The following is a 14,296-nucleotide window of genomic DNA, read 5'->3' as shown; positions in this document are numbered from 1 at the left end:
ATCCATTCAACCATTCACCCCTAAAAATTGAAGGGTCACCAAAATGAACGACAGTTTCCAGAAACATTCCGCCAGCTGGGTCAGCTTCTCCTACATCTCCTTCGGCGCGGCCGCCTTCATGCTGGCGCTCGGCCTCTACATGATGCCGCTCGATCTCTGGGGCAAAGGCTATCTCGCCATGGGCATCCTGATGCTGGTGCAGACCACGGTGAACATCACCAAGACGCTGCGCGACAATGCCGAATCCGAGAAGCTGATCCGCAAGGTCGAGGACGCCCGCACGGAAAAACTGCTCGTCAAATTCAATCGTAACGATGAAGATTGATCTTCCTTAACCACAGCGCAGAGTTGTTGCCGCATTCAACCAATGGGTAACAACTCTGTGGCCTTTTCATCAGGCCGAAAGAGGAACCAAGCCCGTGCAACACAATCTGATGACGTCAAGGAAATTCGCGCCGTTGTTCTGGACCCAGTTCCTCACGGCCTTCAACGACAATTTTCTGAAGAACACGCTGGTGTTCCTCATTCTCTTCAAGATGTCGGCGAGCGAAGGGGCCGCCCTGGTGACGCTCGCCGGAGTCATCCTCATCGTGCCCTTCCTGCTGCTTTCGGCGCTCGGCGGCGAGCTTGCCGACAAACACGACAAGGCGAAAATCGCCGAACTCTTGAAACGCTGCGAGATCGCCATTGCGGCACTCGCCGTCGTCGGCCTCGGCTTCTCCTCCATCTTCGTGTTGATGGTCGCGCTCTTCGGCTTCGGCGTCGTCTCGGCGCTGTTCGGGCCGATCAAATACGGCATCCTGCCCGATCACCTCGAGCGCCGCGACCTGCCGAAGGCCAATGCCTGGATCGAGGGCGGCACCTTCATCGCCATCCTCGCCGGCACGATCATCGCCGCCCTGGCGTTTTCCAGCGGCGACAATGTGCTGCTGTTCGGCTCGATGATGATGGGGCTGTCGCTGCTCTGCTGGCTCGCCAGCCGGATGATCCCGCCGACCGGCTCCAAGGCGCCGGATCTTGAGATCGACCGCAATGTCATCCGCTCCAGCTACACGCTCGTCATGGAAATCCGCGAAGACAAGCGGCTGTGGCGCTCGGCGCTGATGAACTGCTGGTTCTGGCTGGTCGGCGCCTTCGTGCTGTCGATCCTGCCGACCATGGTGACCGAGCTGCTCGGCGGCTCCGAGCTCGTCGTGCCGGCCTATCTCACGGTCTTCGCCATCGCCGTCGCCGTCGGCTCGGCCATCGCCGCCTGGATGTCGTCCGGCCGCATCGTGCTCTTGCCGGCCCCGGTCGGCACGGCGCTGCTCGGCCTCTTCAGCCTCGATCTCGCCTGGAACCTCTGGGGCCTGGCCTCGGCCGCGCATGCGACGACGATCATCGATTTCTTCGCCGGTCAAAACACCATCCGCGTCGCCATCGATCTCGCCGGCATGGCGATCGCCGGCGCCTTCATCGCCGTTCCGACCTTCGCCGCGCTGCAGACCTGGGCGCATGAGGACCGCCGCGCCCGCGTCATCGGTGCGGCCAACGTGCTCTCGGCGCTGTTCATCACCGTCGGCCTCGGCCTCGTCGCCGTCATCCAGGCGCTCGGCGCGTCCATACCTCAGATTCTGATCGGCCTCGGCATTCTCAATTTCGCCGTCGCCTGGCTGATGCTGAAAACGCTGCCGACCAATCCCTTCCGCGATTTCATCTCGATCCTGTTCCGCGCCTTCATGCGCCTCGAGGTCGAGGGGCTGGAGAATATCAAGAAGGCCGGCCGCGCGCCGATCATTGCGCTCAACCATGTCAGCCTGCTCGACGGTGCCTTGGCACTTGCCATCACCGAGGAAGAGCCGACCTTCGCCGTCGACTACAAGATCGCCCAGGCCTGGTGGGTGCGGCCCTTCCTGAAAATGTGCAAGTTCCTGCCGCTCGACCCGACCAAGCCGATGGCGACGCGCTCGCTGATCAAGGTGGTGCAGGACGGCAGCCCGATCGGCATCTTCCCCGAGGGTCGTCTGACGGTGACGGGAACGCTGATGAAGGTCTATGACGGCGCCGCCATGGTCGCCGACAAGACAGGCTCGATGGTGGTGCCGGTCAAGATCGACGGGCTGGAGAAGAGCTATCTCTCCTATCTCGATAACGGCAAGATCCGCCGCCGGCTGTTCCCCAAGGTCAAGGTCACCATTCTCGAGCCGGTGAAGCTGGAAGTGCCGGCCGAGTTGAAAGGCCGCAAGCGCCGCACGGCGGCGGGCGCTGCCCTCTATCAGGTGATGTCGAACCTGCTGTTCGAGACCGCCGATACCTCGTCGACCGTGCTCGGCCGCGTCATTCAGGCGGCCCAGGAATTCGGCATGAAAAAGCTCGCCGTCGAGGATCCGGTCACCGGCAGCCTCACCTATGGCAAGCTCCTGACCGGCGCCGCCGTGCTCGGCGCCAAGTTCCGCGCCCGCTTCCCGGAGGCAAACATCGGCGTCATGCTGCCGAATGCCAATGGCGCCGCCGCCACCATTCTCGGCGTCATGAGCGCCGGCAAGGTGCCGGCCATGCTGAACTTCACCGCTGGTGCCGCCAATATCCTCTCCGCCTGCAAGGCCGCCGAGGTGAAACATGTGCTGACCTCGCGCGCCTTCGTCGCCCAGGCCAAGCTCGGCGCGGTCGTCGAGGAGCTGCAAAAGCAGGTGACGATCGTCTGGCTCGATGATCTCAGAGCCGAGATCGGCGCGCTCGACAAGATCCGCGGGCTCCTGCGCAAAAGCCGGCCGCTGGTGAAACGCCGGCCGGATGATCCCGCCGTCATCCTCTTCACCTCAGGCTCGGAAGGCACGCCGAAGGGCGTGGTGCTGACCCACCGCAACATCCTGTCGAACGCCGCCCAGGCCGCCGCCCGCATCGATTTCCACAGCGGCGACAAGGTGTTCAACATCCTGCCGGTCTTCCATTCCTTCGGGCTGACGGCCGGCACGGTGCTTCCGCTGATCTCGGGCGTGCCGGTCTATTTCTATCCGTCGCCGCTGCATTACCGCATCGTGCCGGAGTTGATCTATGCCTCCAACGCCACGATCATCTTCGGCACCGATACCTTCCTCAACGGTTATGCCAGGACCGCGCATCCTTACGATTTCCGCTCGATCCGCTATATCTTCTCCGGCGCCGAGCCGGTGAAGGCCTCGACCCGCAACACCTATATGGAAAAATTCGGCCTGCGTATCCTGGAAGGTTACGGCGTCACCGAGACCGCGCCTGTGATCTCCATCAACACGCCGATGTACAACCGCTCCGGCACGGTCGGCAAAATCCTGCCGGGCATGGAATGGAAGCTCGAACCGGTGCCCGGCATCGACAAGGGCGGAAGGCTGCATGTGCGCGGCGCCAATGTCATGGCCGGTTATCTCCGCGCCGAAAAGCCCGGCGTGCTCGAACCGCTCGTCGATGGCTGGCACGATACCGGCGACATCGTCACCATCGACGAGGACGGCTTCGTCAAGATCCGCGGCCGCGCCAAGCGCTTCGCCAAGATCGGCGGCGAAATGATCTCGCTCGCCGCCGTCGAAACGCTGGCCGCCGAACTCTGGCCGGGCGCGCTCTCGGTCGTCTCCTCGCTGCCCGACCCCAAGAAGGGCGAACGCCTGGTGCTGCTCACCGAAGCCGAAACCGCCACCCGCGCCGAATTCCTCGCCTTCGCCAAATCGAAGGGCGCGATGGACATGATGGTGCCGGCCGAAGTCACCATCGGCAAGGTGCCGGTGCTCGGCTCCGGCAAGGTCGATTTCGTCGCGGCGCGCAAGCTGGCGGAGAGCGTGGCCGAGAAGGGGGAGGCGGCGTAGGCGGGTTTGACAAGACCCCGCCCCAACCCCTCCCCACAAGGGGGAGGGGCTAACGTGCCGCACCGCTTCACGTAAGCCTCCATCATACTAATCATTCTAGGGCTAACAGCCGGCAACACCTCTCCTTTGGTCACCGCCGGTAGCCGCGACTAAGCCCCTCCCCCTTGTGGGGAGGGGTTGGGGCGGGGTCTTGGACTCATTCCCCGCGTGCCTGGAACGGAGTGTCGGGAAGCCCCGCTTCGCGCTGGAAGCTCCTAACTCACCGCCGCCCGCTCCGCCGTCTTCAGCCCGAGACCGAGCACCAGCGGCACGGCAAGCGCGTAGACGGCAACGACCGACAGCCAGATGGCGCCCGGCCATTGCTTCAATGCGGATAGCTGCCCCTCACCCTAACCCTCTCCCCGTTCTGACGGGCAGAGGGGACGTGCCCCGCAAGACCCTGGCGAAGAACGGAGATGTCGCGGCATATCCCCTTTGCCCCGTTTACGGGGGAAGGTGCCGGCAGGCGGATGAGGGGCGCGCGACACGGCATGCCCTCTCTCCAGCCTCATCCTGAGGCGCGTAGCCCAGAGGGCGAAGCCTCGAAGGACGGGGCTGGCCACCGCAGCCACCCGCCTCGTCCTTCGAGGCCCCTCGCGGGGCGCCTCAGGATGAGGGCTGATCGTTGTGCCTGCCGCCTCAGGATGGGGCTCATCGTTGTGCGTGTGGCTGGGGATCGGAAGACCGGCGGCAGCGGCCCCCAGGGTCGAGATGGGGGTGGGGGAAGGGCTTCGCGGGGATATCTATCATGAACCCAGCACCCCCAATGACGCGTTTCGCCTCTCCTGCGGCGCATATGAGGTTGTCTCGCCCGAACAGTCGCTTCACCATAAAGGCAACTTCAGCTCCGGACAGAGACAGGCAGGCAATGACAGATATCGCGCAGATGCAGGAACAGCTATTGAACGCCCTTCGACAGACCGCGTCGGGTGCGCCGAAGCTGCCGTCCAACCCGTTCTTCGGCGTCGGGCCGATCACCGATGCGACGACCGACGAAGTGGATAGCCGCCTCAGGCGCATCGCCTTCGACGCCTGGATCGAGAAGACCTATCGCAAGTTCGACGACAGGGGCAACGATATCGGGGGCTTCACCACCGCCGAGATCTCCCGCAGCATGCATCGCGGCTATCCGGCCGATAAGATCCTGACCGACATGATGCGGGCGATCCATCGTTATTTCGGCTTCCCCAAGGAGAACCGCATGGCGGTCGGGCTCGGCGGCGGCCATAGCGGTTTCACCGTCTGCATCCAGCACCTGATGAATGCCAACGACGCCGGCCAGCGCGTCTATGTCGATACGCCGCGGCCGGAGAGCGATCCGTCGAAGGCCGCCGGCTTCTTCCGCCAGTCCTGGGCGACACAGCTGATCGAGATGCAGCGCTTCGCCGAAAAGGGCTGCGAGAGCCGCATCCATTTCGCCGCCTCCGAGGGCGTGATCCCGACGGCGGCCGAGCTTTCGGCGCTCGGCGTCTCGATCTTCGTCGGCGTCGGCCACGAGACGACAGGCGCCAATGCCTATACCAGCGGCGAGATCCATGAACTCCTGAGCTGGCTCGACGGCGACCCGGCCAACCGCCATGCGGTGTTCGACGCCACCTCGATGCTCGGCGCCATGCCGTGGGAGCCTGAGCTCGTCAGCGCCGTCATGGCCAAGTGCTGCCTGTTCATGCCGTTCCAGAAGGCGATCGGCGGCATCTCCGGCTATTTTGTCGCCTCCTTCACCCCGCATGCGCTGGCGCTGATCGAAAAGAACCAGCAGGATCCGGCCTGGGCGATCCCGCGCCAGCTGAAGATCGCCCCGCCGGTCGATCCCCGGCAGCCGTTTTCGGCCAAGCGCTCGGTCGATGCCGGCCCGTTCTACGATCCGGCCGAAGACCGCATGCTCGGCGGCGTCATCAACACCTACAGCGCGCTCGCCTTTGCCGAGACCACCTTCGGCCTGCTGCAGTCGGAAGCCCGGGTCGGCTCTGTCGTCGAGCTCAACCGCCGCTCCGCCGCCAACCGCGCCGTGATCGACGAATGGGTCAAGTCGCATCCGCTGCTGTCGCTGACCGTTACCGATGCCGAGCGCCGTGGCGCGGCCGTGACGCTGCTGAAGGTCGAGGACGACGGCATCACCGATGCCGGCATCCACGCCCGCATCATCGCCCGCTCCAAGCAGCTGCTCGGCTATGAGGGCATCACCCATCCGAACGGCGAATACGAGCCCGGCCTCGATGCGGCCCGCTACGTCAACGCCTTCCCGGGCACGCCCGGCGATTACCGCGCCTGGGTCGGCGGCATCCGCGAGCCCGAAGATGTCGTGGCGCTACTGGAAAACCTGCAATATGCCTATCTCAGAGCCAAGATCGTCGTGCTCGAGGAGGAGCTGGCCAAACACGGCGTCACCTTCGAGGCGCCCGGCAAGGCCGACGGCGCCGTGCGCAAGGACGATCCGAACCGCGCCTATACGGTGCTGATCGCCGATCTCGTGGGCCTGCGCTTCGGCGCCGACGGCCAGCCCGACTACAGCGAGGTCAAGGCCTATATCGAGGAGAAGGGCGGCAGCTTCCATCTCGGTCCGCTCAGTGATCGTTCGGCGCTGGAAAAGGGCCGCATCCATTTCTTTTATCAGCCAAACCTCAGCACCGAGGCGGAGATCCTGCCGCAGACCGACAAGGGCCAGTACGACGCGCTGATCGCGGCGGCGACCTTCATCCCGAAGAGCTCCGTCTTCCCGCTCGGCGGCGTGCGCATCGGTGCGGGCACCGGCAATATGGGCTCGGCTTCCTGGGGCGGCGGCAACGGCGAGGGCGGCGATGCGGCCCTGATGAACACGCCGGGCATCAACAGCCGCGCGACCGCCCAGATGGCTTTCAAGGCGATCCTGAAGGTCGTTCCCGACCTGCCGGTCGACCGGCTGCACCGGATGGTCGCCGGCGGCGATTTCGATACGGGCCGGCAGCTCAAGGATTTCCCGACCGCCAAGCTCGAGGGCCGCAAGCTCGCCGTCCTCGGCTACGGCAATATCGGCCGCGAAGTCGCCAAGCTCGCCAAGGCCTTCGGCATGAAGGTGGCGATCTATGCCCGCGAGCATCACAAGCGCTGGATCGAGGCCGAAGGCTTCGATTATGCCGCAAGCCCGGTCGAAGCGGCAAGCGGCGCCGACGTGCTCTCCGTCCATATCGGCCTCGGCCGCATCGATGCCGCAACCGGCATCTATTCCAATGCCGGCACCGTTGATGCCAAGGTGCTCGGCGCCATGAAGGACGGCGCGGTGCTCGTCAATTACGACCGCGGCGAAGTTGTCGATGCGGGCGCGCTGGATGCCGCACTTGCCTCCGGCAAGATCGCCCATGCGGCAATCGACGCCGACCTCTTCAGGGATGCCGCGACCGGCACGCTCAGCGGCCCGATGCTGCCCTACCTGCCGCTCGAGGAGCGTCACAAGGGCCGGCTGGAGCTCCTGCCGCATGCCGCCGCCGACACCGACCACCCGTCGCGGGTCACCGGCGCCAAGCAGGCGGTCGACCAGATCTTCGACGTCATCCGCTTCAAATCGGTCGTCAATCTGAAGGGCGACCTACCGGAAGGCTACGTCTCCGGCGGCAGCCGCACCCCGGCCGGCATCGGCAAGGTGACCAAACAGGTCATCGCCGAGGCCGGCGGCAAGGCGGAGCTGCTGGAGGAGCTGCGCCAGGTCTCGGAAAAGATCGCCGCCATCACCGGCGCGCTTTCCGCCGTTTCCGACCGGGGGCACCAGGCGCGGATCGTCGAGCGTTACACCGGCCTGCTCGTCGAAAGCGCCGACCGGCAGCGGGCACTTCTCGATCAGCTCGGCCTCTACGGGCCGGCGGAGGGGTGAGACTCGTCGGCCGCTCGGCGAGTGGCGATGGCTATTTCGTTGATCTTGTGCCCCGCCAGCCCCTCATCCGGCTGCCGCCACCTTCTCCCCGTTCTGACGGGGAGAAGGGGATATGCCGCGATATCTCCATTCCTCGCTTACCTCTCGTCAGGCAAGTTCCATCTCGCCGTTTGCGGGGTCCGAAGGACGGGTTAGGGTGAGAAGCAAATCTCCGGTCTTATGCAGCAACAGCCATCAGCGGCTCGCAAGCGTGTTGCACAGGGCTGTTCTATGGCTGGCCGGGAGGGTTCGCCTTCTCCGCCTCGCATTCCGGCAGTCGCACAGGTTTGGCGAGTTTCGCCAGCGCCTCGGGCCTGGCGCATGCCGGGAAGCCGGCGAGCGGCATCGTCTCTTTGAAGCGGTTGCGCTCGATTGTGCTGAGGCCGGGTTCATTGATCATGCTCTCGACGGTCACCTCGGGGTGGTGCTTGAGAGCCTCCATAGCTGAAGCTTTCGCCTCATCCGTTCGCCCCAGTGCCGCAAGCGCGCTGCTGCGAACCACCCAGGTCCACTTTTGGTAGTTGTTGGGCGTCATGCGCTCCAGCATCGTCACCGCCTCGTCATACCGCCCCGCCATGAAATAGGCCGGTGCGAAGAAGTTGGACGCCCACATCGGATAGTGCGGGTCGAGCCGCATGACCTTGTCGACCATTTGAGCGCCGCGTTCGGGTTCGCTGAAGCGTGCGGCAAAGCCGCTGTAAAAAGTCAGGATTTCGGACGAGCCCGGAGCCAGGCGAAGGGCGCTGTCGAACTCTGACTTGGCGCGGCCCATGTCGCCCTTGTTGGCAAGGCTCATCGCAAACACCGCGTGGGCTTCGGCGTCGCGTGGATCAAGGCGCACCGCGCGTTCAGCCGCTTCGGCAGCCGCCTTGCGGTTGCCCTCGGGATCGACGCCAAACACACCCAATACATCGTGAGCGTGGTAAAGTTCGACCCAGCCCCGCGCCAGCCCCGGGTCCAGCTCGACGGCGCGGTTGAGAAAGGTGACGGCCTCCTCCGCATCGGCTTTGGTGATATTTTCAATCTTCTCGGTCCCGAGCAGATAATAATCATAGGCATTCAGGTTTTCAGGCCGTTTGCGCTTGGCTGCAGCCCGCCCGGCCTCCTGAATCAGTCCCATCCCGCCGCCGAGGCGGTTGGCGACCTGCTCTGCGATTTCGGTCTGAACGGCGAACACGTCCTCAACGGGCCGGTCCCAATTCTCCGACCACAGATGGCGGCCGGTTTTGGCATCGATCAACTGTGCCGTGATCCGCACCCGGCCACTCTGCCGTTGGATCGAGCCTTCCATGACAAAGCCGACATGAAGCGCAGCTGCGACCTGGCGGGCATCCACCGGCTTGCCTCTGTAGGCTTCCGTCGAATTGCGCGCCACCACCTCGAATTCGGGAAACCGCGCGAGGTCGGTGATGACGTCCTCGGTCAGGCCATCGGCCAGACGCCCGCTCGCTTCGTCGCCGCCATAATTGTTAAAGGGCAGCACCGCCACCGACGGCTTGCCGCTCAGAGGTTCCGGCTGGAGGAACCACCAGGCAGCCCCGCCGCCTGCCAGAGCCAACGCGACGATCGCCGCCGCCACCGTCCTGGCCCATCGCCGCATCGTTGCGAGAAGCGGGCGACGCGCCCGTTTGCCGTCGAGCCTCAGCCGATACATCCGCACCGGGCGGTTGATATTCCTGACCTGCTGCTCACCGGCGAAATCGAGCGGCCAGTCGAGTTTGCCCTGGAGATGATCATATGCCGTGCCCGACACCATCACGCCGCCCGGCTCAGCCAAATGCTCCAGCCGCGCGGCGACATTCACCCCATCGCCATAGAGATCGCCGTCCACCAGGGCCACATCGCCGAGATTGATCCCGACGCGGAATACAATACGCTCAGGCTCCGGCAGGTCGGCGTTGCGCGCCGCCACGCTATTTTGAAACTCCGCGGCGCAGGCAACTGCATCAACCACGCTGTCGAAGGCGACGAGCGTGCCGTCGCCCATCAGCTTGATAACGGTGCCATGGCGCTCGGAGATGGCGGGATTGATCAGCTCGGCGCGGATGGCCTTCAGTCGCCTGATGGTGCCGGCCTCATCCGCCTCCATCGCCTTCGAGTAGCCGACCATATCCGCCGCCAGGATCGCTAGCAGCTTCCGGTCGAGTGCGAGGGTGCTCATCATCGTTGCCTTGCATGAACATGCAACAGGGTCGGCAGTCTACACCCACGGAAGCGCCGCAACCAGCACGACGCCAAAACGGCATGTCTGCTTGCGGCGCAAAGCGGCCACGGCCTCGCTTCGGCCGGTGGCATCTGCCACAGAATCTCGCAAATCTCGGGCCCACCGGGCAGCCCGAAAATGAGGAAAGGTGGATGGCTGACCTTATTGCGGTCTGAGGCGGCACTCGGGCCGCCTGCAGCTCATGCCGGACGAACCGCCCGTTACTTCTGTTCGGGCGCCAGGAACTCTGCGCAATAGGACGGGCCGTTGACACCAGGAATGTCGGCGACGGTGCGGATGTCGCGGATCGTGTAGTCGGAGTTGGTGGTGATTTCCGCGTGGCAGCGCAGATAGGCGGTGCGGGCGGCGGCGATCTGCTTGCCGCGCTTGCCATCGGCGCCCTCGGCATATTTGGCCGGAATGCGTACGGTCTTGTAGCCGCCGCGCCAGGTATAGATGGTGCTCGCACCTTCCTCGCGATCGCTGATCGGCGGCCCGTAGGCGGCAAAAAAGATGCCGGCCGATTTGCCGACCCAGCGGGCCTCGATCGGATTGCCGGCGGAAGGAATGGTCGTGCATCCGGCAAGCGCAATTGCAAGCCCGGCCGCGGTGATGGTGCGGAGTTTCATCGTGTCGTCCCTGATCTCTGGCGCAGTGGCTGCGAAGCCGCCGTCGCGGCGGTTTCGCCTGTCCCGCGTGCCTTTAGCGCGGAACCCGGCAAAAGAAAATTGCCCCTTTTGCACTTCCGTTCGATTTGCCCGGGGTGTGTCTTTTTGCAGCAACGGCCCATTCCGGCCCCTGTCATCAACCCGTCAAAAATTCCCTCGGGTTTTTGAATTTTGGCGCTTGTGCAACCAGATAGGCTGTTCTATAGAAGCGCCGCTGGTCACGGAGTGTAGCGCAGTCTGGTAGCGCACCACGTTCGGGACGTGGGGGTCGAGTGTTCGAATCACTCCACTCCGACCAGCTAGAAACCCCGCTTCGGCGGGGTTTTTCGTTTCCGCTGCTTGGACGCGCGAAATCTCCCCAAACAGTTGGACTATCCAACCTGTCGAAAGCCATCAGTGGCTATAATCTCTCGATAAAGCCGGCTGCCTCTAAGGTCATATCGCGCAGACGGAATCTCTCCTCGTGTTTATGTTTCAACATAACACGAGGAGAGGAAATCACTGGTTGGAGGATTCTGTACGCGGGATTATGAATTAACCGATTGGTGGAGGGAGACCGAATCGGCGTGCAGCAGACAACTTCAAGCGCATACCCAGCGGCTCTGGTCAGGGCGCTCCGGGTAGAGATCGCGTCGGTGATATCCGATTTCTCGGCGAACAAGGTTCCAGATCTCTGCACGCGGCTGGGTCTACGGGAAGGTGACCGAGACGAGTCTTTTAAGTCCAAGTTCGTCTATGCTGAGCGGCGGTTGCTTGAAAAGTCGGCGTCCGACCTGATCCCAATTGCCGCACGGCTTCTGGAAGAGGTCGATAGCTACAGTTTGTCGGAAGCAAAATCGAAGCTCGAGGAGCATGGGAAGCCGTCGATCTCAGAGCTAACACGGAAGCGTGTGCTCGCGATCTTCGACACGAGGATGCTGACGACCGAGCATGACCACATGGACTTCCTTCGGCGTATCTGGCCGCTCAGTGAGATGCCGTCGATCTTCTCGCAGACATACGACGGCCGAACGCTAGACGACGATCTAATCCAGGCGACGGTACGCAATAGCGACTGGACGGACAGAGAAATTCTTGAACGTGTCGGACTGCTTACCTGTTCGCTGAGGCAGTTCTTCCGTTTCCTTGAAGCCATCACGAGCCCGCTGGTCCAGACTGCCGAAGCGCAGGCCGATTTGACCTCCGCCATCAACGATCTGCTCCGACATGATGGTTTCCGACTGACGATCGTACGTAGGATGTCTGGCAGCCCTGTATATGAAGTGCAGGCCGCAGCCATCGGCAGCCCTGCCGATCTTGCGATCTCGCAAGCGCTGGCCGCATACGACGCGGACACCATCCACGCACGATGGACGCAGGCTCTGGATCGTCGCGACACGAACCCAGAGGGAGCGATCACGCTGGCCAGAACCCTGCTTGAAGATGTCTGCAAGTGGATCGTCGTTGAGGCTGGCGAGGCATACGAAGAGAAGGATGATCTGCCTGCTCTGTACAAGAAGCTGGCGAAGATCTTGAAGCTCGCGCCGGATGACCATACCGAGACGGTCTTCAAGCAGATCCTTGGAAGTTGCCAGTCCGTCGTCGAGTCCCTTGGATCTCTGCGCAACAAGATATCTGACGCTCACAGTCTTGGACCACGGCGAGTGCGACCGGCTCCCCGGCACGCGCAGCTTGCTGTTAACCTGTCTGGCACTATGGCCACATTCCTCGTGGACACTTGGAACGCGCGGAAAGCGGAAAAGGCGGCACAAACCGAATAGCTGGAGCGACTAATTGCTGTGTCGGGAAATCGTCAAAGTCGCCACACAGTACCGAACATGCCCTTAGCTTTCTCATGTCGAATGATATCTCCACATTGCTCGAATCAACCGGAACGAGTCGCCAACTGATTCGTTGAGTCGCGTGTTCCGCGTGAGGGGGCTGCATCATGAGCAGGCGACGAAGCTTCAAGCCGGTGAAGATCACCATCAATGGCAAGACCAGGACGGTTTATAATGTCGTTCAGGCCGGCAATATGCTGTTGAGCGAATGGCCCGAGCAGACGCCGGCGGCCAAGGCTGCCGAGTTGCTTGTGCTTGACGTCTTCAACGATGCAGCCGGGCCTGAGCAGGTGCGCCGCGCCTTCATAACGGCGGCCAAGGCGAGCGACATCAAGTTCAGTTCATGAACAGTTTGGCCGATTACGCCGGCCGGAAAGCGGCCGGAAGATCGACGGACACATCGAGCGGCTGGAAATGCCGCAGATTTTCGGTGATGACGGTGAGGTCATAGGCCCGCGCCGTCGCCGCAATGATGAGGTCGCCGAGGGCGGGATGACAGCCTTTGCTTTCCGCCTCGTCTTCCAGAGCGCCGCCGACCCGCGCGACGACGGTATCCATCGGCAATATCCGATCCCCGAATGTGTCGGTGACGACATCAAGCCATTCCGAAAGCCGTTTTGCCGGCTCGATCCCGCCGCGGCGGTGAAGGCTGCGCATTCCCTTCTCGATCTCCGCCACGGAGAGGGCCGACAGGAAGAGAGCCTCGGCTTGTCCCTGTTCGTGGAACCATCTCCGCACCGGGTCGGACGGCGGCGCCTTGCCCGGCGCGAATTTCGAAATGATATTCGTGTCGAGAAGGTAAGCCGTCACAGATCGACGCCCCTCATTTTTGAGGGGTTTCGCTCCAGTTCGACGCCGCCCGGGAAGGTCAGCAGGAAATCCCCGAAATTCGGCCGCGGTTTGTTCAAAGCCTTCTTCGCAGCCTCGGCCGCTTCGACCGACACCAGCACGGCGGCGGGCTTGCCATGGCGGGTGATCGTCACGAATTCGCCATTTGCGGCCGCGTCCACCAGGCTGGCGAAACCGGCCTTTGCCTCAGCGACGCTGATTGTCGACATGACGCTCTCCCGATTGATATGACCATTTATGGTCATAATAGGGTTGCCGTCGTTGGAATCAAGGGAAATCCCCATCCAGGCGGCCGAGGCGATCGCTGCGAGGAAGCCGAAGGCGATGCAGGCGAGGGCCTGGATCCGCCAGGAGACGAAGCTGAGCGGCGCCGGGGTGATAGGCCTCTCCACGCAACAACCGGGCGGGCAGGGGCAGCCGGAAAAGGCCTTGATGATGCAGTCGGCGGACATCTCCGTTTCTCCCTCAGGCGTAAAGCTGATCGCGGTCGGTGATGCCCATGATCTCGCGGGCATAGCGGTAATGCGCCGCCACGCTTGCGGTGGCGCCGCGCAGCCAGGACGGGCCGCGGACCGAATGTTCGGGGCGGCTGAGATAGGCAAAGCCGAGGGCGCCCATGCGCTGGGCCTCGTTGGCCATATAGGCGGCGCAGTCTTCGAGCCGGCGGGCGGCATTCCAGCGGGCATCCCTTAGGCTCTGCTCGGTCTCGATCTTGCGGAAATGCTGCATCGCTCTGCCCTCTCTTATGCCGGCTGATGGCACCTGGGAGAAAGGTATATAGAATACCTTAATGCGTCAATCGATCTGGGTATAAAAAATACCTTAAACGTTGACGAGGTACGAATCGTAGGCGTATGGGTGAGCGCAGTGATTGGGCGACCGGGTGCAACTCCCGAGCTGACGAAGCCCAGCGGCGCGGGAAGCGAAAGTCCTTAAGTGCGCTGTCAGAAAATCAGGACGAGGGCGAAGCGAATGGCCCCTCTGGCACGTGTCCCATCCCGGCTCCGGCCTTCAGGACA

General features: G+C 63.1%; 10 protein-coding genes and 1 tRNA gene. 6 read left to right on the top strand and 5 right to left on the bottom strand.

Annotation, left to right across the window (positions count from 1 at the left end):
- Positions 1 to 43: 43 nt before the first annotated feature.
- The 3 genes from MHI61_RS18515 (at position 44) to MHI61_RS18505 (ending at position 7,698) form a co-directional block, all read left to right on the top strand.
- Positions 44 to 325: a YiaA/YiaB family inner membrane protein gene (locus tag MHI61_RS18515; RefSeq protein ID WP_170257884.1), complete on the top strand. Its 282-nt coding sequence runs from the start codon at positions 44 to 46 to the stop codon at positions 323 to 325.
- A 94-nt stretch (positions 326 to 419) separates the two neighbouring features.
- Complete coding sequence (locus tag MHI61_RS18510; RefSeq protein WP_239790019.1) at positions 420 to 3,815, top strand: acyl-[ACP]--phospholipid O-acyltransferase; 3,396 nt, start codon at positions 420 to 422, stop codon at positions 3,813 to 3,815.
- Between the two features lie 907 nt (positions 3,816 to 4,722).
- Complete coding sequence (locus MHI61_RS18505) at positions 4,723 to 7,698, top strand: NAD(P)-dependent oxidoreductase (RefSeq protein WP_239790018.1); 2,976 nt, start codon at positions 4,723 to 4,725, stop codon at positions 7,696 to 7,698.
- 268 nt (positions 7,699 to 7,966) lie between these two features.
- Here the strand turns inward: MHI61_RS18505 and MHI61_RS18500 are convergent, their stop codons facing one another.
- Together MHI61_RS18500 and MHI61_RS18495 are read right to left on the bottom strand one after the other, a co-directional pair.
- Positions 7,967 to 9,898 (bottom strand): adenylate/guanylate cyclase domain-containing protein, encoded by a 1,932-nt coding sequence (locus MHI61_RS18500; protein WP_239790017.1) that lies wholly within the window; start codon positions 9,896 to 9,898, stop codon positions 7,967 to 7,969.
- 263 nt (positions 9,899 to 10,161) lie between these two features.
- A complete protein-coding gene (locus MHI61_RS18495; RefSeq protein ID WP_239790016.1) occupies positions 10,162 to 10,569 on the bottom strand; it encodes a hypothetical protein in 408 nt (135 codons plus the stop codon).
- 260 nt (positions 10,570 to 10,829) lie between these two features.
- Here MHI61_RS18495 and MHI61_RS18490 point away from each other — a divergent pair.
- The 3 genes from MHI61_RS18490 to MHI61_RS18480 all read left to right on the top strand — a co-directional run bounded on the left by MHI61_RS18490 (position 10,830) and on the right by MHI61_RS18480 (position 12,775).
- A tRNA-Pro gene (locus MHI61_RS18490) sits at positions 10,830 to 10,906 on the top strand.
- Between the two features lie 268 nt (positions 10,907 to 11,174).
- Positions 11,175 to 12,368, top strand: a complete 1,194-nt coding sequence (locus MHI61_RS18485; protein ID WP_239790015.1) for an abortive infection family protein — start codon at positions 11,175 to 11,177, stop codon at positions 12,366 to 12,368.
- 167 nt (positions 12,369 to 12,535) lie between these two features.
- Entirely contained in the window at positions 12,536 to 12,775 is a 240-nt protein-coding gene (locus tag MHI61_RS18480) for a DUF982 domain-containing protein (protein WP_037143872.1), read from the top strand.
- Between the two features lie 13 nt (positions 12,776 to 12,788).
- On the opposite strand, the gene MHI61_RS18475 is transcribed toward MHI61_RS18480, so the two are convergent.
- The 3 genes from MHI61_RS18475 to MHI61_RS18465 all read right to left on the bottom strand — a co-directional run bounded on the left by MHI61_RS18475 (position 12,789) and on the right by MHI61_RS18465 (position 14,006).
- Positions 12,789 to 13,238, bottom strand: a complete 450-nt coding sequence (locus tag MHI61_RS18475; RefSeq protein ID WP_239790014.1) for a type II toxin-antitoxin system VapC family toxin — start codon at positions 13,236 to 13,238, stop codon at positions 12,789 to 12,791.
- Positions 13,235 to 13,486, bottom strand: a complete 252-nt coding sequence (locus MHI61_RS18470) for a type II toxin-antitoxin system Phd/YefM family antitoxin (RefSeq protein ID WP_239792873.1) — start codon at positions 13,484 to 13,486, stop codon at positions 13,235 to 13,237. The genes MHI61_RS18475 and MHI61_RS18470 overlap by 4 nt, the downstream gene beginning before the upstream one ends.
- A 256-nt stretch (positions 13,487 to 13,742) precedes the next feature.
- A complete protein-coding gene (locus tag MHI61_RS18465) occupies positions 13,743 to 14,006 on the bottom strand; it encodes a hypothetical protein (protein WP_239790013.1) in 264 nt (87 codons plus the stop codon).
- Between the last annotated feature and the right edge of the window lie 290 nt (positions 14,007 to 14,296).

Source organism: Rhizobium sp. K102 (assembly GCF_022385315.1).
In the GTDB taxonomy this organism is placed as follows: Bacteria; Pseudomonadota; Alphaproteobacteria; order Rhizobiales; family Rhizobiaceae; genus Rhizobium; species Rhizobium croatiense.
The sequence above is the reverse complement of the archived record's forward strand: the minus strand, read 5'-3'. Positions and strand labels throughout refer to the sequence as shown.

Coding starts and splice junctions, on each gene's coding strand:
- MHI61_RS18470 (WP_239792873.1), bottom strand. CDS start 13,486: ATGTCGACAATCAGCGTCGCTGAGGCAAAGGCCGGTTTCGCCAGCCTG.
- MHI61_RS18465 (WP_239790013.1), bottom strand. CDS start 14,006: ATGCAGCATTTCCGCAAGATCGAGACCGAGCAGAGCCTAAGGGATGCC.
- MHI61_RS18515 (WP_170257884.1), top strand. CDS start 44: ATGAACGACAGTTTCCAGAAACATTCCGCCAGCTGGGTCAGCTTCTCC.
- MHI61_RS18495 (WP_239790016.1), bottom strand. CDS start 10,569: ATGAAACTCCGCACCATCACCGCGGCCGGGCTTGCAATTGCGCTTGCC.
- MHI61_RS18500 (WP_239790017.1), bottom strand. CDS start 9,898: ATGAGCACCCTCGCACTCGACCGGAAGCTGCTAGCGATCCTGGCGGCG.
- MHI61_RS18505 (WP_239790018.1), top strand. CDS start 4,723: ATGACAGATATCGCGCAGATGCAGGAACAGCTATTGAACGCCCTTCGA.
- MHI61_RS18480 (WP_037143872.1), top strand. CDS start 12,536: ATGAGCAGGCGACGAAGCTTCAAGCCGGTGAAGATCACCATCAATGGC.